This is a genomic window from Butyricimonas hominis (assembly GCF_014287455.1).
GTDB lineage: Bacteria > Bacteroidota > Bacteroidia > Bacteroidales > Marinifilaceae > Butyricimonas > Butyricimonas muris.
This window is the reverse complement of record NZ_JACOOH010000003.1, coordinates 534,806-555,663: the sequence shown is the minus strand read 5'-3', so window position 1 is coordinate 555,663 and position 20,858 is coordinate 534,806. Positions and strand designations below refer to the sequence as shown.

Here is a 20,858-nt window from a genome sequence, read left to right as displayed (position 1 = left end):
TGGAAGAAGGTAGCAAAAAGGAGTAGCTCATGGGCTACTCGTCTTTTAATAAAGCTCGTCCAACTTGTCAGCCATCGCGTAAGCGATATTGCGGCAAGTTTCGAGATCATCGTCTTTCGGGGAGCCGCATGCTTCACAAGCGGGAGCGACTACTTCCCATTTGATCTTTTCGGCAAACTGGTTGAAACGGGGCATTGCACCGCCTGCCCATGCTTTTCCGGCGAAGAATGCCGTTACATGGTTTTTCACGCCCATGTGTTCGAGTTCCGTCAAAAGGGTTTCCATTGTCGGGAAAGCGTTGCCGTTATACGCGCAGCTTCCGAAGATTACCCCGCGATAACGGAAAATATCGTTGATAATATATGACGGGTGTGTTTTGGAAGCGTCATGGATACGGATTTTCTTGATACCTCTCTCCGCAAGGAAACGGGCGATGACATCCGCCATCTTTTCGGTATTCCCGTACATGGAACTGAAGACGATAACAACACCTTTGTCTGTTTCGTATTTGCTCCACTTGTCGTATTTGGCTACAATTTCTGCAATATGCGAACGGCGGATGGGACCGTGGGTGGCACAAACCATGTTGATAGGAAGTCCGCCCAGTTTCTTTAAGGCTGTCTGCGCGGGTTGACCGTATTTACCAACGATGTTGGAGTAATAACGGCTAATTTCTTCTTCAAGGTAATCCAAATCCAGTTCATCGTCAAAGATACCGCCGTCAAGAGTCCCGAATGCCCCGAAAATATCGCCACTGAACAAGATGCCTTCCGTGGATTCGAAAGTTACCATTGTTTCCGGCCAGTGGAGCATGGGCGCCATGTAGAAGTTCAATTTATGTTTGCCCAAATCAAGAGAGTCACCTTCTTTTACCTCTATAAGATTCTCGTGTACGCCGTAGAAGTTTTTCAGCATGGGGAACGTTTTCGCGTTGCCGATGATTTTCACGTCCGGGTAGCAGCATAACAGGGCTTTGATAGCTCCCGTGTGGTCCGGTTCCATGTGGTTTATCACCAGATAATCCACTTTCCGCCCGTTAAGGAGTTTCTCGATATTCTCGACGTAATCGTCCATTTTGCTTCTTTCGATCGTGTCGATAACAACCACTTTTTCATCCACGATAATATAGGAGTTGTAAGCGACACCTTTGGGAAGCGGCCAATAATTCTCGAAAATATGAGTTCTACGGTCATTGACTCCAATCCAATAAATGTCTTTCTTGATCTCTCTTGCTAAATTCATAGTATATTTTAATTTATGTGATTTACTTTGATTTTCGCGAAAATATGAAAAAAGGCTGTCAATCACTAGGGATGACAGCCTTTTTTTTATAGGTTTTCTCTACCGTGTGATAGAAAGGATTTATTTGATTCCAAGTTTCTTTTTAATATCCTTCGGAATAGAGTTTTTATGCACGATGATGTTCATCGTTTTGTATTTCATGAAGGGATAAGAAGCGTAGAAATATCCCCCGAATTTATTGTACTTGTTCCAAGAGTTCTTTACGATAAAGTAAACTGTACCGTTTTGATCTTTTGCCTTACCGATCACGTGCATACCGTGGTCATCCGTCGTCAGATAGTTGTCAAACTCTTTTTGTCTTAATTCTTGGGTGATTTCTTTTTCCGGGGCAGGTCCTTGTTTGAATGCGTCTGCCGTTTGTTGTCCTTTAGGCATAGCTTCCCATTTGGCAATCTCGGCACCGCTCATCTCTTTCGTGTCGTTGGTCGGTACTACGGCAACTCCCGGGTTAACGGTTTGGAATCCTTTCTCGCTCACGTCGGAAGCCCACGCGAAAGTGTACCCGTTATCGATAGCGTTGTCCATAACTTTGATTAGTTCATCCAACGGCAAGTTGTATGACAATCCCCACAACCAGTTGTCGGGTACTTCGATAGCGAATTGGGTATAGAACGGGTGGTGAGTGAATGAAGTCAAGCTCACGTAGTCGTCCATGTTCAAACCTACTACCTCGTCAGCGAAGGTTCTCGGGGTATATTCTTTTCCTTTGTATTCGAATTTTTCAGGTTCCGGACCGAGATACGCGTCCAAAATACCTTCATATCCGTTTTTCCACGCGGTACTCAATTTTTTGTTTGAATTTTTGATCACGGCATTGATATATCCGGCAAGAACGTCGTCGATTTCACCGAAAGCGTGATTCGGTTCGCCGTAATTCAATCCCATGTACACGTCCATCGGAACGATACCGTAATTTTTGATCACGTGCATCACGTCGCAAAAAGCTCCACCCACGGCAAAGTTCATGTTACCATGCAAGCGAACGAATTTGTCGGCCTTGTCGCTATACGCGTGTCTTACGATGTACATGGCAGAAAGATCGATAGGCTCTTTACCCATGCGAATCATTTCAGACTCGAAGAAAGAAATTCCTGACCATGACCAGCAAGTACCTGCACGAGCTTGATCTTTTACTGAAGTTGTCGGTAATCTTTTGATATCCGTGAATTGATATCCTTTCGGTTGGTCTTGTTTCGTGTTTTGCGCGTTACCCAAGAAAGATAATGCAAAGACGAAAACAAACATGAATGATGTAATTTTTCTCATTTTGTTGAAGCTTCGATTTATTTGATTAATTAATTATTTCTATTTTTTGAACGCTGCCAAAGATACTATTTTATTGGCAATGTAATCAATCCCTCTCGAGTATTAAGAAAATTTTAAGAGTTGAAAGATTCATCCGGTTGCTCCACTTTTCCCCACAGGTTGATTTTCGAGAGGAATTTATATTTCCGGTTACATACCCAAATGAAAATGATTCCGCACGCAAGCATCACGAGGGTATCCATGTGCGAGGCTTGCGGGTTGATATCCCGGAACAGGGCGTGAGTTTGCAGGGCGGAAGATTCGTGCGTTACGACGATGGATGAAATGACATTGTTTGATAAATGTAATCCCAAGGCGAGTTCAAGACCGTCGTCCATGATGGCCACGAATCCCAGAATCAGTCCCATGAGGATATATTGCGGCATGGCAATCCAGAACCCGAAACGTTCCACCTCGGGATTGCTGGCATGAAGCAGTCCGAATATGCAACCCGTGATCAGTAAGGCTACCCACCTGTATTTGAAAAGTAGCACGCTGCCTTGCATGAGGTATCCCCGGAAGATAAATTCTTCAAAGGCGACTTGAAAGGGTATGAATATCAGGATTACGATGCACATCATGAAGAAATTGAACGGTTCGAATTGGAAAACCAAGTTGGAGGTATCACCGAAACCGTATTGCGCACCCAGTAACACGAATGACAGTATCCCCCAAATCAAGGCGCCGAAAAGAGTACGTTTTATATCAAAGCGGTTGCGTCCCGTGAGAATATCCAAGGGTTGTTTGTGATGAAGCCACTTTACGCAAAGAAGTAGAGCGATAACTCCCGCCGTGAAAGTAAACAGCATGAGAGCTAACCCGAGGTTCGTGTTCGTGATGGCTAACAGGTTATTGGCATTTCCCGATAAGGCCGCTTGCGGGTCTTTGAGAATGTAATACAACGCGAGCGGTAAGGATGCCAATTGCACTGCCGCGAAAACGATAATCAACGTGAGCAGGTAAAAATACCATTTGTTGTTTCCTCTGTACGCTTTCTCTAAAAACATAACGTGTTAATTTTGGATTTTAAATTTTAGATTTTAAATTGTATGATTCCCGAAGCAAGATAGTATTCATTCTAAATTTTTAAAATTGTTCTTGGACGGTTTTAAGTATATGTTCCAGACTGTACTCGTCGGGAATCAGTACTTGACGGGCTTTGCTGCCTTCGAAGGGACCCACGATTCCGGCGGCTTCCAGTTGGTCGATAATTCGTCCGGCACGGTTGTAGCCGATCGAGAAACGACGCTGTATGGATGAAGTCGAGCCTTGCTGTGTGTTCACAACCAGACGGGCAGCTTCCTCGAACAAGGGGTCTTTCATGCCTAGATCTACGTCACTGTTGATACCGTTCTCCGTGTCGGAAACGTACTCGGGAAGCATGTAGGCTTCCGGGTATCCCTGTTGGTCGGCGATAAATTTCGTGACTGCATCCACTTCCGGCGTGTCGACAAAAGCACATTGCACGCGTACCATCTCGCTATCCTTGGAGATCAACATATCTCCCCGACCGATAAGTTGGTTCGCTCCTGGTGAGTCGAGAATCGTGCGCGAGTCTATCATGGAGGCAACCTTAAAGGCTACACGCGCGGGGAAGTTTGCCTTGATCACACCCGTGATGATATTTGTCGAGGGACGTTGCGTAGCGATAATCATGTGTATTCCCACGGCACGGGCTAATTGTGCTATACGGGCAATCGGTTGTTCCACCTCTTTTCCGGCGGTCATGATCAAGTCGGCAAACTCGTCGACCACGACCACGATATAAGGTAGATAGCGGTGTCCGTTGTTCGGGTTCAGTTGCCGTTTCACGAACTTCTCGTTGTATTCCTTGATATTTCTCACGTGAGCCAGTTTCAACAAGTCGTAACGGCTGTCCATCTCGATACACAAAGAGTTGAGCGTGGCGACCACCTTGTCGTTGTCCGTGATGATAGCTTCTTCCGCATCCGGGAGTTTGGCAAGAAAATGTTTCTCGATGACCGAGTAGATACTTAATTCTACTTTTTTCGGGTCTACCATGACAAACTTCAATTGTGACGGGTGTTTTTTGTACAATAACGAGGTGATAATCGCGTTCAAGCCGACGGACTTACCTTGTCCCGTTGCCCCGGCAACCAAAAGGTGGGGCATTTTAGCCAAGTCGAAAGTGTAAGGCTCGTTCGAGATGGTACGGCCTAAGGCGACGGGAAGGGCGTATTTGGATTCTTGGAACTTCTTGGAAGCGATAACACCTCGCATGGAAACGATTTCCGGCTTTTGGTTGGGAACCTCGATGCCGATTGTTCCCGCCCCGGGGATCGGGGCGATAATGCGGATACCTAATGCCGCCAAACTTAAGGCGATGTCATCTTCAAGGTTTTTGATTTTGGAGATCTTGATACCGGGGGCGGGTACAATCTCGTAGAGAGTGACCGTGGGACCGATCGTTGCCTTGATTTTAGTGATTTCTATTTTATATTGCCGTAAGGTTTCGACAATGGTGTTCTTGTTTTCTTCCAGTTCCTCGGCGGTTACCTTGGAGGCATTGGAGGCATATTCTTCCAGCAAATCCAGTGGCGGGTACTGGTAATTGGATAAATCCAATGTCGGATCGTATTCCGTGTCCGGCATCAGGTTTTTGGTCAATTGCTCTTCCAGTTTGTCCGCCATGACGGTTAATTCGATATCGTCGGTCGCCGGTGGGGTAATCGTTTCCGTGTCTTGCCTGATGTCCTCGCGGTCTTCGTCGTTCAACGGTAATTCCACTTGATTGTTGACGGTTACAAGAGAGGTGATTTCTTCCGTGTCGTCCTCTTCGATGGACTCTTTTTCCGTGACATAGGAATAGAACTCGTCTTCTGTCGGGGCTTCCGTGATGATTTCATTTTCCGGAGACAAGTTTGTGTCCTCGGTTTCGTTTTCCGGCTGTTCCGTTTTCATTTCCCGTTGGGCTGCTGCGGCCTCTCTGGCCATCCTTCTCTCTTCTTTGCGTTGTGCCTTGCGGGCGAAATAAGCCTTGACCATTGTCACGCATTTATTAAAAGCATTTTCAAACCCGAAGAACAGGATAACGGCAAACGATACCAGTAAAAGGAAAAGAGTCCCGATTTCACCGATAAACGAATTTAACCAGAAACACACGAAATAACCGTGCGCCCCGCCGGGGAAGACATAACCGGATGGAACGAAATTGAAGATATATCCTAGTAATAAAGAGATCCAGATGACAAGCACGAAGCTAAGGATGATTTTCTTCCCGAGGCTTTTCAACGGACGTCCCATGATGCCCAGACCGATGATAAACAGCAGGTAGCAGAATATAAATGAAGACACGCCGAACCAGCGGTTCACGAGCAAGTCGGAGAGATAAGCTCCCAGCTTCCTGCCGGGATTCCCCACGACAATATCGGGATTCGTGACGAGTTCCCGCGTTTCTTTGTCTATCAGGCTTTGATCCATGCCGCCCGTGAAGAAAAAGCCCGCGAGTGACACGAAAAGATAGACGGAAAATAACATGAATATCAACCCTACAACTACACGGGTCCGGGGATCTCTGAGGAAACCAAGGGAAAGCGAACCGCGCGTCTTTTCGTTCTTTTTACTGTTTATACGTGTTATCATTTTGAATAGAAATTAATCGAATATCGCAGGTACAAATGTATCTATTTTAGATTTTAGATTTTAGATTTTAGATTTTAAATTTTAGATTTTAGATTGAAATGATAAAAGAATCGACAAATCGGACAGATGAGGATAACTTGCAACTTGTGAACCTGTAACTTGCAACTCGCCGCGGGCGAAACAAGGTTAAGGTATCTTAATTAAGAATTTCTTAATATAGAGTTGGCAAGGATATTGCTAATATTGTAGTATCCAAACAAATTGAATAGTATTTACGTTTAATGAATAAAGGAGATAAAGATATGACCATGAAGAAATCATTAGCGAATTTAGGCTTGGGAGTCATTGGCGGTTGTCTCGCTTTCGTGGCGATAGATGCCTTCCGTGGAGAGAGTGAAAATACGGTTCCGCGAATGGAGATTGCTTCTCCGGCGGCAGTGCGCCCCGTGGCGTTGACTTCCGAAGCCGCGCTTCCCGCGGGAGGTGCCGGTAGCGTCGATCTGAGGGAGGCTGCCAAAAAGACAGTCCCGGCTGTTGTTCATGTCAAAACGGTACAAATGGGACGAGAATATATAGGTAATCCTTTCTGGGATTTTATATACGGGAATGCACCGCGTACACGCGAGGCTCCCCAGAGAATGGGTATAGGTTCGGGTGTAATCGTTTCTGCAGACGGGTATATTATCACGAACAATCACGTGATTGATAATAGCGATAAGATTGTAGTGACCTTGAATGATAAAAAGGAGTATGAGGCACAGGTTGTCGGTACCGATCCGAACACGGATATCGCTTTGTTGAAAGTCGAGGCAACCGGATTGCCTTACCTCGAGTACGCCAATTCGGACGACGTAGAGTTGGGCGAATGGGTGCTGGCGGTAGGTAACCCGTATAATCTGACTTCAACCGTTACGGCGGGTATTATCAGTGCCAAGGCGAGAGAATTGGGTATCAACCGAAACCGGATGAGCCTCGAGTCATTCTTGCAGACGGATGCCGCCGTGAACCCGGGTAATAGCGGGGGAGCGTTGGTGAACGCCAAGGGGGAACTGATCGGTATCAATACGGCGATAGAATCGCCCACGGGTTCCTATTCCGGGTACGCTTTCGCGGTGCCCTCGAATATAGCGAGAAAGATAGTGGGTGACTTGAAAGATTTCGGTACGGTACAACGGGCTATGCTGGGAATTTCAATGCCGAACGAGGAATTGTCACCTTCTGTGGCGAAGAAGCTGGGAATAGAGGAAACGAGCGGTATTTACGTTTTCGAGGCAATCCCTGACGGGGCAGCCGCCAAAGCCGGGATGAAGAAAGGTGACGTGATTAAGGCTATTAATGGTATCGAGGTGAAGACTCGTCCGGAATTTCAGGGACAGTTGGCTAAATACCACCCGGGAGCCACGGTGAAAGTTACCGTGAGTCGGGGAGGCAAGTTGAAGGACCTTGACGTGGTATTGCAGAACACGTATGGCGATGTATCTCTCGTGGATAAGAACTACACGGGTATTTTGGGTGCAACTGTCGAACCGCTGAGCCGTGAAACGCGTTACCGTTACGGTTTGAACGGCGGCGTGCAGATTACCGATATCAAGAACGGTCCGTTTAAAGCGATCGGGCTGGATAAAGGGTATATTATCCTGAAAATTAATAACACGGTTATTTATGATAAGGATGACTTGGTACGGGCACTTAAAACGGCCGAAAACGAGGGTGTTCTTGTGACAACTGTTTCGCCGAGAGGACGCATCGAGTACTATGCTTTACCGCCACAAGATTAAAAAAAGTTAATAATAGAAAGGTGTCGATTTTAACATATTGGTATATGGATAAATTGTTCTACCTTTGCGACATATTTGGGGGAGAATTTAAGAACGACTATGAGACAGCTAAAGATAACGAAATCTATAACGAACAGAGAGAGTGCTTCTCTCGACAAGTACTTGCAGGAGATTGGTAAGGAGGATTTGATTACCGTGGAGGAAGAAGTTGAGTTAGCTCAACGAATCCGCAAGGGTGATCAGAGAGCGTTGGAGAAATTGACGAGGGCGAACTTGAGGTTCGTGGTTTCCGTTGCAAAACAGTACCAGAATCAAGGGTTGAGTTTGCCTGACCTTATCAACGAGGGGAACTTAGGTTTAATCAAAGCAGCTGAGAAATTTGATGAGACGAGGGGATTTAAATTTATCTCCTATGCCGTATGGTGGATTCGTCAGTCTATTTTGCAAGCGTTAGCGGAACAATCGCGTATTGTACGTCTGCCGTTGAACCAAGTAGGCTCACTGAACAAGATCAACAAGGCATTTTCCCGCTTCGAGCAGGAACATGAACGCCGTCCGTCGCCGGAAGAGTTGGCGGAGACATTGGATTTGCCGGCAGAGAAGGTGGCAGATACCCTACGTGTTTCCGGACGCCATATTTCCGTGGACGCTCCTTTCGTGGAAGGAGAGGACAACAGTTTGCTTGACGTGCTGGTAAACGACGACTCGCCTGTTGCCGACAAAACGTTGATCAACGAATCTCTATCCACTGAAGTGGAACGTGCTTTAGCAACATTGACTGAACGTGAACGCGATATCATTCGTCTTTTCTTCGGTATCAACTGCCAAGAGATGACCTTGGAGGAAATCGGCGAGAAGTTCGGTTTAACCCGCGAACGTGTTCGCCAGATTAAAGAAAAGGCTATCCGCCGCTTGAGACATTCGTCAAGAAGTAAATTGCTGAAGACTTATCTGGGATAAAAGAAAGGTATCCTTTTTTAGACAAGTTTATAAAAGCATAAAGAAGCCATTCGGGAAGTAAAATCCGGATGGCTTTTTTCATTCTCATAGACATTCTGTAATTTTTTTCTTAACTTTGGAGAATCAATTAAAACTAGAAGAATTATGAAGAAATCATTTTTATTTTTGGCAGATGGATTTGAGGAAGTGGAAGCACTTGGAACGGTAGATGTATTGCGTCGGGGGACGGTAGAGGTAAAGACGGTTTCGATTTCCGGGAAGAAAGAAGTAACGGGAGCGCATGGAGTTCCTGTATTTGCCGATCTTTTGATAGATGAGGTGAAGGAGGAAGAGGCTGAATTTTTGATTTGTCCGGGAGGGATGCCGGGTGCGAAGAATCTGGGTGACTGTCCGGCTTTAGTGCAATTGATACAAAAGCATTTTGATAAAGGGGGATACGTGGCTGCAATCTGTGCCGCTCCGGCTTTGGTGTTGAGTAAGATCAAAATGGACAGGAAACGGCAGGTGACTTGTTACCCGGGATTCGAGGAGTATTTGCCGGAGGCGGATATACAACCTCATGGAGTGGTTGTGGACGGAAACCTGATTACAGGCAGAGGTCCGGCGTATACCTTTAAATTCGGTTTGGCAATCCTTGAACAATTGACTTCGAAGAAAGTCGCGGAGGATGTGGCTGCCGGAATGTTACTTGACTAGATGAAGTATTTTATACTTTTCGGGATATGCTGTTTATTTGCCCTGCAAGGGGTGGGACAGGGAACAACACTTGGAACCCGGATCGCACCACCTTCGGGGTATACTAGAATAAACGCGGGGGAAGATTCTTTCGGGGCTTATCTGAGGAATCTTCCTTTGCGTCCTCGTGGAACCAAGGTCCGTTATTTTGATGGGCGGGAAAAACGGGACACGGGGGTATATTGTGCCGTGGTCGATATGGAGATCGGCAAGCGGGATTTGCAGCAATGCGCGGATGCCGTGATTCGTTTGCGGGCAGAATATCTTTACAAGCAAAAAGCGTATGATAAGATACATTTCAATTTCACGAACGGTTTCCGTGCGGACTATGCCAAGTGGGCGGAAGGATATCGGATAAGCGTGAAAGGAAATCAGGTTTCGTGGTACAAGGCGAAAGAAAAGGATTATTCTTGCAAGACTTTCCGGGCTTATCTGGATATCGTGTTTGCTTATGCCGGAACATTATCTCTTTCCAAGGAATTGCAGCCCGTACCGGTTTCTTCCATGCGGATCGGGGATGTTCTTATTCAAGGCGGTTCGCCCGGTCATGCCGTGGTTGTGGTGGATATGGCGGAAAACCCTTCTACCGGGGAAAAGCTGTATCTGTTGGCACAGAGTTATATGCCGGCACAGGATATACAGGTATTGAAGAACCCGAGAGAACCCAAAATCTCACCTTGGTATTCTTTGAAATCCACGGGGAATATCATCACTCCCGAGTGGGGATTCACGTCTTCCGATTTGAAACGATTTAAGGAATAATGTGATTATATTTTTCAAAAGCCCCCAATCCGAATAAGGAAAAATCATAGCGTATCGGGTCTATCGGGTCCAGTTCCCGAAGGCGGGCGGTAAGTTCTTCCACGGCTTTGCGGTCGTTCTGGTTGCGGGTGAGCAGACCGAGTTGACGACTGACGTTGCCGGTATGGAGATCCAGCGGGATGAGTAGGGCAGAGGTGGGAATGTTTTTCCATAACCCGAAGTCGACTTCCCCATCGCGACGAACCATCCAGCGCAGGAACATGTTTACTCTTTTGGCGGCGGAACCTTTGTCCACGTTGGCAATATGGCGTAGTACACGTGGTTCGGCGGGGAGAGAGGTAAAGACGGTATGCCATTCCCGCAAAACGTCGAACATATCCCCGTGTTTCCGGTAGGCTTCCGTGAAGACGTTCTCCAGTCCCCCGCGGTTACGATAGATGTTGGCAAGAGATTGAAGAAAATAGACACAATCATAGCTGTTGAACGTGCGATGTTTGAAGTTACGGAATCGTTCGTAATCAGCGGCGTCGGCGTGCATCACGAAATCGTACGGGGCGTAGTCCATGAGTTGCATGAGTTCCTTGCATTTCTTGATAATCGTGGGGCGTTGTCCCCACGCGAGAGAGGCGGCAAGGAAGCCCGCTATTTCAATATCTTCTTTCTCTTCAAAGCATTTGGGAATCTGGATCGGGTCAGTCTCGATAAAAAATTCCGACTTGTTGTATTCCACGTATTTTTCGTCCAGTAACTGTTTTAATTCCTTGGAAAACATAATCATCAATCGTAAATCTAAAATTTCCCGGCTCTCAGCATCTCCCTTTTTCCCGGTGGTCCCGGAAGACGTTTCAAGCTGAACCCGACTTCCCGTAAGGCTTGTTTAACGATTCCTTTCACGCAATATGTCACTAGAATCCCGTTAGGTTTAAGAGCTTGATAGAATTTGGACAGGATATCCGCGCTCCACAAATGAGGTTGGACATCCGGCGCGAAAGCATCAAAAAATACGATATCGAATTGTTCGGTGAAACAGACATCTGAAAAGTCGGCCTCGTGTTTATGCAACGTGAAGTAAGGGGTGATTTCAACTTCTTTTTCCCAAGGCGAGCTATGTATCTGTTTGAATAAGGATGCATCTTCCGCGGGGGAAAAAGTCGTGTAGTTCAAATTAGCCAGTTCTTCTTTGGTTAGCGGGTATTTCTCGAAGCTGTGGAACACGACATTCCGTTGGTTATCCTTCGCGTTCAGCAGGGTTAAAAAAGCATTTAACCCGGTACCGAACCCTGCTTCAAGAATGTGGATGCTGTTTTGCCCGTAATACTCGATTCCGGCTTGGATAAAGATATGGCGGGATTCTTGTATCGCGCCGTGGACGGAATGGTAGTGTTCATTCAGTTCCGGTACGTGTAACGTGGTACTCCCGTCTTCCGTTGTGATAATCTCGCGGTGCATCATCAGCACAATTCCTGACGTAATAGGTTGGCAAATTCGACGATATCGTTTTCCGTCGTGTCGAACGAGCATACCCATCTCACTTCGGCGGCATCTTCATCCCAAACGTAGAAGAAACATTCATCTTGCAGTTTTTGGATTTTATCTCTTGGGATAATGGCAAATACTTCGTTGGCTTCCACTTTTTGAGTGAGAGTCACGGAAGGTATTTGTTCCGCTGCGTTTGCGAGGTTCTTGGCCATGGCATTGGAGTGGGCAGCGGCTTTCAACCAAAGGTCATTTTTCAGCACGGCAGAAAATTGTGCGGCGATGAATCTCGTTTTGGAATGCAGTTGCATCAATTGCTTGCGGATATACTTCACCTCTTTCGATATTCTCGTGTTAAAGAAGATTACTGCTTCCCCGAACATCATCCCGTTTTTCGTGCCCCCGAAACTCATGACGTCGATACCGACTTCTTTCGTTATGCTTGCCGGGGAACATCCCAAGTGAGCGATGGCATTTGCCACGCGTGCCCCGTCCATGTGGACGTACATGTCGTGGGCGTGAGCGAAGTCACATATCTCTTTTAATTCGTCACGTGAATAAACGGTTCCTAATTCCGTGCATTGCGTGAGTGAAATCACTTTGGGTTGCACGTGATGTTGGTCACCGAAGTGGTGCATGTGGTTCTGGATTAACCCGACATTCAATTTCCCGTCGAACGTGGGCACGGTCAGTAATTTGCTTCCTGTTTGTTTTTCGATAGCTCCGCATTCGTCCACGTTGATATGTGCTGTTTCGGCACAGATGATGGCGTTGTATGAATTCGTGAAGGCGGACAGGCTCAAGATGTTTGCCCCGGTACCGTTGTACACGAAATATACATCGATGTCTTCCCCGAATATCTCTTTGAAGTCGGCAACAGCCTTTTCCGTGTAAGAGTCTTCTCCATAGGAGTGAGCGTGCCCGTATGCGGATTCTTCCAGTGCTTTGAAAACCTCCGGTAGTACACCTGAAAAGTTGTCGCTACCGAAACCTCTAATACCCATAATTGAACTAATTTATTTATAATTGTTTGGACAAAAATAGTGATTATTTATATTATCGGGAAATAAAATGAGGCTATCTCATTTTTATTTGAGATAGCCTCTGTTATTTTGAATATTGATTGTCTTATCCCAAGAACGATAACAGGATACCGGCGGCAACGGCAGAACCGATAACTCCCGCCACGTTTGGTCCCATGGCATGCATCAGCAGGAAGTTGCCGGGGTTGGCTTCTTGTCCCACGTTTTGTGACACGCGGGCAGCCATCGGAACGGCAGAAACTCCGGCAGAACCGATCAACGGGTTAATCTTGTTTTTGGTAAACAAGTTCATGAATTTTGCCAGTAATACACCACCGGCACTACCCATGCTGAACGCCAAAATACCGATTACCAGAATTGCCAACGTCTGGAAATTCAAGAATGCCGCCGCGGTAGTAGTCGCTCCCACGGAAATACCGAGGAATATGGTAGTGATATTCATTAACTCGTTTTGAACGGTTTTACTCAATCGATCCACGACACCGCTTTCACGCATCAGGTTACCCAACATTAAACAACCGATTAGCGGGGCTGCCGATGGCAATAACAAGGACACGAAGATAGTTACCACGATAGGGAACACGATTTTCTCTTTCTTGGAAACTTTACGCAATTGTTGCATCACGATTTCCCGTTCCTTTTGGGTTGTTAACGCTCTCATGATGGGCGGTTGAATCACGGGTACCAGCGCCATGTACGAGTAGGCCGCAACTGCGATAGGACCAAGCAATCCCGGTGCCAGTTTCGAGGTCAGGTAAATTGCCGTCGGTCCGTCAGCACCTCCGATAATCCCGATGGAACCTGCTTCTGCGTAAGTGAATCCTAACGCCAAAGCTCCAAGGAAAGTAGCAAAGATACCGATCTGTGCAGCTGCCCCTAGAAGAAAACTCTTCGGGTTTGCTAACAGCGGTCCGAAATCGGTCATGGCACCTACACCGATAAAAATAATACAAGGATATATACCCAATTTAACACCCAAATAGATGTAGTCCAATAGCCCGACATTATTAGCATCCGCGAAATCTGCCCAATGTACATGCCCACCACCGAATAGTTCCGGGTGATATAATCCGGCTCCGGGTAGGTTGGTCAACAACATACCGAAAGCTATAGGTAATAATAACAAGGGCTCGAATTTTTTCACGATTGCTAGGTAAAATAGTACGCATGACACTAGTATCATTATGATACATAACCAGTTCCCGTTCGCGAAATGAGCGAATCCCGTGTCATTTATAAACTTCATTACCTTTTCTCCCATATCAATCTCTTCCGCGCTCGCGCTAAACGGAAGAATGAATAACCCGAGTAATGTCGCTATGCTTAAAAGATATTTCTTTAATTGTTTCATTGTTAACAAGTTTACGATGAATTAAGCCAAATCAACAAGCGAATCCTCTTGGGAAACAGACTGTCCGACAGTCACATGGATAGCCTTCACCTGTCCATCGTTGTTAGCCATGATGTTGTTTTCCATCTTCATCGCTTCCATCACGAGTAAAGTATCACCGCGTTTCACGCGGTCGCCTACTTTCACGTTAATGGCAGAAATCGTACCGGGAAGCGGGGCTTTGATTGAAGTTTTGTTAGATGAAGTGTTGGAGGATGAATGATGTACCAGTGTGGCGGCAGGGATGGCTGCAGCTTTACGAGCAACGGGTGTTGACGTTGTGTTCTTGCTCTCGTAAAGTACATCATATGAAATCCCGTTTACCTCAACAGTAGCCTTGTTATGATCTGTTACGCTCACGGTGACATCGAAATTATTCTCGTCTATAGTGATTTTAAATTTGTTCATAATCTTTAATTGTTACTTGGTAAGATTTCTCATGCTATAAATTTTAGAACTCCACGGGGAATAGCGTCTTTCTACCTCCTGTATCGTGATGACGTGGGGTTCTTCATCATGCGAGTCAAAGTACAGGTGCATAGCCATGGCAATGGCAGCCTGTTCATGTGGCGTCGGATGAGCATCGGTTGTTACCGCGGGTGCCGTAACACTGGGTTGGGGTTTCACTTGGTCTTCCAAACGATCCGTGATTTTTGTTTGTAAATTAATGATCCAAATCAAAATAATCAACAACAAAAACACGGTACCCATCCCTATCCCGGTAACGAGGAGCGCGTAGCCCCAATTGATAGCTAACATGGTCATATCTTAAATTATAAAGGTATATTAGAATGTTTCTTCATCGGGTTGGTAACACGTTTGGTCTGCAACGACTGGAAGGCTCTAATCACGCGGAAGCGAGTGTTACGCGGCTCGATAACATCATCAATATACCCGTAAGAAGCAGCCTTGTACGGGTTGGCAAACGCCGTGTTGTACTCTTCTTCTTTTGTCGCGATGAATTTGGCTTTCTCTTCGGCGTCAGTGATAGCCGCCAACTCCTTACCGTACAACACCTCGATAGCACCCTTGGCTCCCATAACGGCGATTTGTGCCGTCGGCCAAGCGTAGTTGAAGTCACCTCGCAATTGCTTGCATGACATCACGTCGTGAGCCCCACCGTAAGATTTACGCAAAGTCACGGTTACTTTAGGAACGGTAGCTTCCCCGTAAGCGAACATCAGTTTCGCGCCGTGAGTGATGATTCCACCATACTCTTGCACGCGTCCGGGCAAGAATCCCGGCACGTCAACCAACGTTAATACAGGAATATTGAAACAGTCGCAGAAACGCACGAAACGTGCAGCCTTGCGTGATGATTCTATATCAAGCACCCCGGCATAGAAGTTCGGTTGATTGGCGATAACCCCGACAGAACGTCCTCCCATGCGGCAGAAACCGACAATAATATTGCGGGCATAACGTTTGTGTACTTCAAGGAATTTGCCGTTATCCACGATAGCCTCGATAACTTCCATCATGTTGTACGGGTGGTTCGGGTTGTCCGGTATCAAGCTGTTCAGCTTGTCTTCCAAACGGTCGATAGGATCATTGCATATCACCATGGGAGCCTCTTCCAAGTTGTTGGAAGGTAAATAAGACAATAAATCGCGAATAGTAGCGATCCCTTCTTCTTCGTTCTCCGCCAAGAAGTGAGAAACACCGGATTTGGTAGAATGAACTTCAGCACCTCCCAGTTCTTCCGTACTGATGTCTTCTCCCGTTACGGTTTTTACTACTTTAGGTCCGGTCACGAACATGTAGGACGATTGATCGGTCATCAGGATGAAGTCCGTCAACGCGGGAGAATACACCGCACCTCCGGCGCAAGGACCGAAAATGGCGGATATCTGGGGAATTACTCCCGAGGCCAAAATATTGCGTTCAAAAATTTCAGCATACCCGGCCAAAGAGTTTACCCCCTCTTGAATACGGGCTCCGCCGGAATCGTTCAACCCGATAATCGGGGCTCCCACGGTCATGGCTTTATCCATAACCTTACAGATTTTTTGTGCCAACATTTCGGAAAGGGCACCGCCGAATACCGTGAAATCTTGGGCAAACACAAACACGAGGCGTCCGTCGATAGTACCTTGTCCGGTAACGACACCGTCGCCCAAGAATTTGGTTTTCTCCATGCCGAAGTTGTAACAACGGTGTGTTACGAACATGTCAAACTCCTCGAAACTATCTTCATCCAGCAACATGGCGATTCTTTCCCGCGCGGTATATTTCCCTTTTTTGTGTTGGGATTCGATACGCTTTTCACCCCCTCCAAGTTTTGCCTGAACTCGTAAGTCGATTAATTCTTTGACTTTATCTTGATTTGTCATATTGTCATGATTTATGTGAGGCCGTTCATTAAAATTATTTTGTTCCGCAAAGTTCAGTCAATACTCTGAACGTGGATTTCGGGTGAAGGAATCCGATTCTCAATCCTTCAGCACCCCCGCGCGGAGCTTTATCGATCAGTTGACAGCCGGCGGCTTGAGCGTCATTTAATGCCGCTTGAACATCTTCTACTGCAAACGCGATGTGATGCATACCACCACCGTTTTTTTCCACGAATTTACCGATAGGACCCTCTGGGTCTGTAGATTCGAGTAATTCGATCTTAGTTTGTCCTACCTTGAAGAAAGCGGTTTTAACTTTTTGATCTTTTACTTCTTCGATAGCGTAACATTCCAATCCTAAAACGTTTTCATAATACGGGATTGCTTCATCTAAGCTGGCAACTGCGATGCCGATGTGTTCAATATGTGTCGGTTTCATAACAAAAAAAACATTAAAGTTATATATTATATTATAATCATTTAGCATATAATTGACGCAACTTCCGCAAGGATATTCCTTGTTAAATAATTAAAGCGCGAAACTACTCATTGTTATTGCGATTTTCAAGTAAAAGCGATAAATAATTTCAAAAAAAAGGAGTTTATATTTGTTTTAAATAAAGAGGGGATAACCTATGTGGTCGAATTGCGTAAAACTTGTAGTTTTTTGAACGAATATTAGGGATAAATCTAAAATATTGAAGTTATGAGCAAGCAAAAATTAGTAGTTTTTATTATCGCGATTATCGGTATGAGCGCCACTTTTTTACCGTGGTACGAGATGGGAAATTCGGGTATGATTATGGGATACCGGACATCCGGTTGGTTCACGTTTATTATGTTCGCTTTGGCATTCCTGTTCGGGCTGCGCGGAAAGCAAAAAAACGATATGACCGGGGGATTGTTATATTTGGCTTCGATATTTTCCTTGCTTGCCGCTTTCGCGGTGATGTGGCAATTGATTGCTCTCGGGTTGAACAAGGAAGGAGCCCAGATGACTGTTGCCGGAAATATGATGGCACAACAGACACGGGTCCTTTACGGTGCTTATCAGGTATTGATCGCCGGAATATGTTTGCCGTTCGGGGCATTTTTGTTCAGGAATAAAAAAGTGGCACGTTAAATTGATTTTAAATACAGCTACCCGTGGGGCGAAGTCTTATACTTGATTGTGCAATGTACTACCCATGATTATAGGGTATATCCCATATAAGTGGTTCTTTAAATATACTTTATAGGGTAAATCTTCTATTATACTCCCATGAAACTTCCATCTATACTCTATCGCGATAAAAAATGGATGGTGTTTTATTTGGAATTGTATGAAATTTGTGGTATGAAAAGTACCTGTTGTATTTATTCACGATAATTATTCGGGATTGTAATTCCTTGTGTACACACCGAGTCTTGAAGATATACTCCCTCGGTTTACGACAAATGAGAATATCAATAGATTCAGGGATTTAAAAGATTGCCGAACGGGTAATTAAATTTTAAATTTAAAATCTAAAATTAGTAGGTTGTGACATTGAAAAAAAATTTCTACCTTGTCAACTCGTTTTTGCAGGAAAAAATTAATAATTAAATAATACAGATATGTTTGATAAAAACGTGTATATCAATAGAAGAAAGAGACTTATCGAGAAGATGAGCGGTGGTTTAGTGTTAATACTCGGCAACGAGGAAGCGCCGGCAAATTATCCGTCGAACACGTATAAATTTCGTCAGGATAGTTCTTTCCTTTATTTCTTCGGTTTGAATCACCCGGGGTTTGCCGGGTTGATGGACGTGGATTCCGGGGAAACCTGTCTGTTCGGGAATGACGTGGATATGGACGACATCATCTGGATGGGACCGCAACCGAGCGTGAAGGAACTGGCCGCCGGAGTCGGCGTCACTCAATCGGCTCCTTTCGCTAAATTGGCTGATGTGCTGAAGGAAGCGATCGGGAAAGGTCGTAAAATTCATTTCCTGCCGCCTTATCGCTATCATAATATGTTGTTGCTCGAGGATTTGTTGGGCATCAATCATTCTCTATTGAAAAGTTACGCGTCGTTGGAATTGATCAAGGCTGTCGTGTCTTTGCGTTCCGTGAAGGAAGAGTGCGAGATAGAGCAGATAAATCTGGCCTGTAACATCGGTTACGAGATGCACGTCGCTGCCATGAAACACGCTTTGGCGGGACAGAAAGAGCAGTATATCGCCGGGTTGATCGAGGGAATTGCCGCTTCGTACGGGAGTATGGTTTCTTTCCCCGTGATTCTTTCCCAGAATGGCGAAACGTTGCACAATCACGATCATAGTAAAACGTTGACCGTGGGACGGATGATGCTGACGGATGCCGGCGCGGAGAACAACATGAATTATTGTTCGGACTTTACGCGTACGGTTCCCGTGGGTGGCAGATTTGACCAACGGCAGAAGGACGTGTACAATATCGTGTTGGCTTGTAACAACAAAGCGATGGAAATTGCCCGTCCGGGAGTAACTTACCAACACGTGCATCTTGAAGTTTGTAAAGTGTTGGCTCAAGGTTTGAAGGATTTGGGATTGATGAAGGGTGACGTGAATGCCGCTGTTGCCGCGGGGGCGCACGCTTTGTTTATGCCCCACGGTTTGGGACACATGATGGGATTGGATGTTCATGACATGGAAGATTTGGGACAGATTTATGTCGGGTACGATGATGTAACCCGTCCGATTGACCAGTTCGGTACTTCTTCTTTGCGCATGGGACGGGAGTTGCAACCGGGATTCGTGGTAACGGACGAGCCGGGGTGTTATTTTATTCCCGCTTTGATAGACCAATGGAGAGAACAGGGATTGCATCAAGAGTTCCTCGTGTATGATAAGATCGAAACGTATAAAGATTTCGGCGGTATCCGTTTGGAGGATGATATTCTGATCACGAAGGACGGGTGCAAATGCATGGGTGACCGTCGTGCCCCGATCACGGTAGAGGAAGTTGAGAACACGATTAATGGGTAATGGATAAAAAAGTAAGATAATGAGATTTGTAGTATCAAGTAGTAGTTTTTTGACGAGGTTGCAGGCGGTGAGCAAGGTGATTAGTGGAAAGCCCGCGCAACCGATTTTGGATAATATTTTATTGGTCGCTAAAGACGATACGCTTTACGCGACGGCTTCCGACAAGGAAACCACGATGGAGGCGAAGGTGGAGTTGGAGAATCTGGAAACCCCGGGGAGTATCACTATTCCTGCCAAGTTGTTGCTGGATATCTTAAAAGAGTTCCCCGAACAACCTTTGACGTTCGATATTAATACCGGAACGAACGAGGTGAAGATTATCTCGGACAAAGGAGAATTTTCAGTTCCGGGCGAGAGTGCCGAGGATTACCCGGTGCAGTCTGCCATGAGCGAGGGGGTGACCTCGATTAATACCAATTGCGGTATGTTGCTGGAGGGTATTACCCGCACGGTTTTCGCCACCGCTAATGATGACCTGCGTCCGGTGATGAATTGTATTCTGGTCGAGATGAACGCGGATAATTTCACGTTCGTGGCTTCGGACGCTCACAAGCTGGTACGTTACAAACGGTTTGACGCCAAGACGGACGGGGATCAATTCTCTTTGATATTGCCGAAGAAACCGTCTTTGCTGTTGAAGAATATCTTGCCGAAGGACGAGAGTGAATTGCAATTGCAGTTCAACGAGAAGATGGCTTGCTTCACGTTCGGGAATTACAAGATGGTTTGTACGCTGGTAGAGGGACGTTTCCCGAACTACAATTCCGTGATCCCGCAGAATAACCCGAAGAAGATTATTATCGAGAAGAAAGAGTTGTATAATTCGTTGAGACGGGTATCCGTGATGGCTAATCAGGCAAGCAATCTCGTGAAGTTGGATTTGAGTAACAACACGATCGTGATTTCCGCGCAGGATGTGGATTACGCTATGTCCGGACACGAGACGATCACTTGCCAGTACGAGGGCGACGAGATGGCTATCGGCTTTAAATCTCCTTTCGTGCAGGAAATCCTGTCCAATTTGAACACGGAGTCTTTGGTACTTGAATTGTCCGATCCGAGTCGTCCCGGTTTGTTCTTGCCTTACGAGAATGATAACGAGAACGAGGATTTGTTGATGTTGTTGATGCCGATGATGGTTTAATAATTTTAGATTTTAGATTTTAGATTTTAGATTTCCCCT

19 protein-coding genes are annotated in these 20,858 nt (G+C 45.9%); 7 read left to right on the top strand and 12 right to left on the bottom strand.

Annotation, left to right across the window (positions count from 1 at the left end):
* Nucleotides 1–45 precede the first annotated feature (45 nt).
* The 4 genes from H8S64_RS09125 to H8S64_RS09110 all read right to left on the bottom strand — a co-directional run bounded on the left by H8S64_RS09125 (nt 46) and on the right by H8S64_RS09110 (nt 6,210).
* Nucleotides 46–1,242 carry an FprA family A-type flavoprotein gene (locus H8S64_RS09125; protein ID WP_186975806.1) on the bottom strand — a complete coding sequence of 399 codons (1,197 nt, stop codon included), beginning with the start codon at nt 1,240–1,242 and terminating at the stop codon, nt 46–48.
* A 120-nt stretch (nt 1,243–1,362) separates the two neighbouring features.
* Nucleotides 1,363–2,568, bottom strand: coding sequence for a C1 family peptidase (locus H8S64_RS09120; protein ID WP_176555106.1), 1,206 nt, complete (start codon nt 2,566–2,568; stop codon nt 1,363–1,365).
* A gap of 113 nt (nt 2,569–2,681) precedes the next feature.
* Complete coding sequence (locus tag H8S64_RS09115; protein ID WP_186975805.1) at nt 2,682–3,614, bottom strand: CPBP family intramembrane glutamic endopeptidase; 933 nt, start codon at nt 3,612–3,614, stop codon at nt 2,682–2,684.
* A gap of 79 nt (nt 3,615–3,693) precedes the next feature.
* Nucleotides 3,694–6,210, bottom strand: coding sequence for an FtsK/SpoIIIE family DNA translocase (locus tag H8S64_RS09110; protein WP_186975804.1), 2,517 nt, complete (start codon nt 6,208–6,210; stop codon nt 3,694–3,696).
* A gap of 308 nt (nt 6,211–6,518) precedes the next feature.
* On the opposite strand from H8S64_RS09110, the gene H8S64_RS09105 reads away from it, so the two are divergent.
* The 4 genes from H8S64_RS09105 (at nt 6,519) to H8S64_RS09090 (ending at nt 10,445) form a co-directional block, all read left to right on the top strand.
* Entirely contained in the window at nt 6,519–7,988 is a 1,470-nt protein-coding gene (locus tag H8S64_RS09105) for a trypsin-like peptidase domain-containing protein (RefSeq protein ID WP_227215556.1), read from the top strand.
* 99 nt (nt 7,989–8,087) lie between these two features.
* Complete coding sequence (locus H8S64_RS09100; RefSeq protein ID WP_026207779.1) at nt 8,088–8,948, top strand: sigma-70 family RNA polymerase sigma factor; 861 nt, start codon at nt 8,088–8,090, stop codon at nt 8,946–8,948.
* A 144-nt stretch (nt 8,949–9,092) separates the two neighbouring features.
* Nucleotides 9,093–9,644 carry a DJ-1 family glyoxalase III gene (locus H8S64_RS09095; RefSeq protein ID WP_186975802.1) on the top strand — a complete coding sequence of 184 codons (552 nt, stop codon included), beginning with the start codon at nt 9,093–9,095 and terminating at the stop codon, nt 9,642–9,644.
* Entirely contained in the window at nt 9,645–10,445 is an 801-nt protein-coding gene (locus H8S64_RS09090; RefSeq protein ID WP_186975801.1) for a DUF4846 domain-containing protein, read from the top strand.
* Here the strand turns inward: H8S64_RS09090 and H8S64_RS09085 are convergent.
* The 8 genes from H8S64_RS09085 to mce all read right to left on the bottom strand — a co-directional run bounded on the left by H8S64_RS09085 (nt 10,435) and on the right by mce (nt 17,126).
* Nucleotides 10,435–11,223, bottom strand: coding sequence for a TIGR02757 family protein (locus tag H8S64_RS09085; protein ID WP_366482567.1), 789 nt, complete (start codon nt 11,221–11,223; stop codon nt 10,435–10,437). The genes H8S64_RS09090 and H8S64_RS09085 overlap by 11 nt on opposite strands.
* A gap of 11 nt (nt 11,224–11,234) precedes the next feature.
* Complete coding sequence (gene mnmC2 / locus H8S64_RS09080; RefSeq protein ID WP_366482566.1) at nt 11,235–11,897, bottom strand: tRNA (5-methylaminomethyl-2-thiouridine)(34)-methyltransferase MnmC2; 663 nt, start codon at nt 11,895–11,897, stop codon at nt 11,235–11,237.
* Nucleotides 11,897–12,919 (bottom strand): threonine aldolase family protein, encoded by a 1,023-nt coding sequence (locus H8S64_RS09075; RefSeq protein WP_366482574.1) that lies wholly within the window; start codon nt 12,917–12,919, stop codon nt 11,897–11,899. Before H8S64_RS09075 ends, mnmC2 begins: the two co-directional genes overlap by 1 nt.
* Before the next feature lie 130 nt (nt 12,920–13,049).
* The gene (locus H8S64_RS09070) at nt 13,050–14,315 is read right to left on the bottom strand and encodes a sodium ion-translocating decarboxylase subunit beta (RefSeq protein WP_186975799.1); all 1,266 of its coding nucleotides are present in this window, start codon (nt 14,313–14,315) and stop codon (nt 13,050–13,052) included.
* A 21-nt stretch (nt 14,316–14,336) separates the two neighbouring features.
* The gene (locus tag H8S64_RS09065; protein WP_099293105.1) at nt 14,337–14,762 is read right to left on the bottom strand and encodes an acyl-CoA carboxylase biotin carboxyl carrier protein subunit; all 426 of its coding nucleotides are present in this window, start codon (nt 14,760–14,762) and stop codon (nt 14,337–14,339) included.
* Between the two features lie 12 nt (nt 14,763–14,774).
* Entirely contained in the window at nt 14,775–15,113 is a 339-nt protein-coding gene (locus H8S64_RS09060) for an OadG family protein (protein ID WP_186975798.1), read from the bottom strand.
* A gap of 14 nt (nt 15,114–15,127) precedes the next feature.
* A complete protein-coding gene (locus tag H8S64_RS09055) occupies nt 15,128–16,687 on the bottom strand; it encodes an acyl-CoA carboxylase subunit beta (RefSeq protein WP_099293101.1) in 1,560 nt (519 codons plus the stop codon).
* A 34-nt stretch (nt 16,688–16,721) separates the two neighbouring features.
* Nucleotides 16,722–17,126: a methylmalonyl-CoA epimerase gene (gene mce / locus H8S64_RS09050; RefSeq protein ID WP_099294652.1), complete on the bottom strand. Its 405-nt coding sequence runs from the start codon at nt 17,124–17,126 to the stop codon at nt 16,722–16,724.
* A 267-nt stretch (nt 17,127–17,393) separates the two neighbouring features.
* Here mce and H8S64_RS09045 point away from each other — a divergent pair, with 267 nt between their 5' ends.
* The 3 genes from H8S64_RS09045 to dnaN all read left to right on the top strand — a co-directional run bounded on the left by H8S64_RS09045 (nt 17,394) and on the right by dnaN (nt 20,819).
* On the top strand, nt 17,394–17,810 hold the full coding sequence (locus tag H8S64_RS09045) for a hypothetical protein (protein ID WP_186975797.1): 417 nt from the start codon (nt 17,394–17,396) through the stop codon (nt 17,808–17,810).
* A gap of 473 nt (nt 17,811–18,283) precedes the next feature.
* A complete protein-coding gene (locus H8S64_RS09040; RefSeq protein WP_186975796.1) occupies nt 18,284–19,675 on the top strand; it encodes an aminopeptidase P family protein in 1,392 nt (463 codons plus the stop codon).
* Between the two features lie 19 nt (nt 19,676–19,694).
* On the top strand, nt 19,695–20,819 hold the full coding sequence (gene dnaN / locus H8S64_RS09035; RefSeq protein WP_099293095.1) for a DNA polymerase III subunit beta: 1,125 nt from the start codon (nt 19,695–19,697) through the stop codon (nt 20,817–20,819).
* Nucleotides 20,820–20,858: the final 39 nt, after the last annotated feature.

Bases quoted from the DNA above. Each gene is read 5' to 3' on its own strand.
- H8S64_RS09125 (WP_186975806.1), bottom strand. From the start codon at position 1,242: ATGAATTTAGCAAGAGAGATCAAGAAAGACATTTATTGGATTGGAGTC.
- H8S64_RS09120 (WP_176555106.1), bottom strand. From the start codon at position 2,568: ATGAGAAAAATTACATCATTCATGTTTGTTTTCGTCTTTGCATTATCT.
- H8S64_RS09115 (WP_186975805.1), bottom strand. From the start codon at position 3,614: ATGTTTTTAGAGAAAGCGTACAGAGGAAACAACAAATGGTATTTTTAC.
- H8S64_RS09110 (WP_186975804.1), bottom strand. From the start codon at position 6,210: ATGATAACACGTATAAACAGTAAAAAGAACGAAAAGACGCGCGGTTCG.
- H8S64_RS09105 (WP_227215556.1), top strand. From the start codon at position 6,519: ATGAAGAAATCATTAGCGAATTTAGGCTTGGGAGTCATTGGCGGTTGT.
- H8S64_RS09100 (WP_026207779.1), top strand. From the start codon at position 8,088: ATGAGACAGCTAAAGATAACGAAATCTATAACGAACAGAGAGAGTGCT.
- H8S64_RS09095 (WP_186975802.1), top strand. From the start codon at position 9,093: ATGAAGAAATCATTTTTATTTTTGGCAGATGGATTTGAGGAAGTGGAA.
- H8S64_RS09090 (WP_186975801.1), top strand. From the start codon at position 9,645: ATGAAGTATTTTATACTTTTCGGGATATGCTGTTTATTTGCCCTGCAA.
- H8S64_RS09085 (WP_366482567.1), bottom strand. From the start codon at position 11,223: ATGATTATGTTTTCCAAGGAATTAAAACAGTTACTGGACGAAAAATAC.
- mnmC2 (WP_366482566.1), bottom strand. From the start codon at position 11,897: ATGATGCACCGCGAGATTATCACAACGGAAGACGGGAGTACCACGTTA.
- H8S64_RS09070 (WP_186975799.1), bottom strand. From the start codon at position 14,315: ATGAAACAATTAAAGAAATATCTTTTAAGCATAGCGACATTACTCGGG.
- H8S64_RS09065 (WP_099293105.1), bottom strand. From the start codon at position 14,762: ATGAACAAATTTAAAATCACTATAGACGAGAATAATTTCGATGTCACC.
- H8S64_RS09060 (WP_186975798.1), bottom strand. From the start codon at position 15,113: ATGTTAGCTATCAATTGGGGCTACGCGCTCCTCGTTACCGGGATAGGG.
- H8S64_RS09055 (WP_099293101.1), bottom strand. From the start codon at position 16,687: ATGACAAATCAAGATAAAGTCAAAGAATTAATCGACTTACGAGTTCAG.
- mce (WP_099294652.1), bottom strand. From the start codon at position 17,126: ATGAAACCGACACATATTGAACACATCGGCATCGCAGTTGCCAGCTTA.
- H8S64_RS09045 (WP_186975797.1), top strand. From the start codon at position 17,394: ATGAGCAAGCAAAAATTAGTAGTTTTTATTATCGCGATTATCGGTATG.
- H8S64_RS09040 (WP_186975796.1), top strand. From the start codon at position 18,284: ATGTTTGATAAAAACGTGTATATCAATAGAAGAAAGAGACTTATCGAG.
- dnaN (WP_099293095.1), top strand. From the start codon at position 19,695: ATGAGATTTGTAGTATCAAGTAGTAGTTTTTTGACGAGGTTGCAGGCG.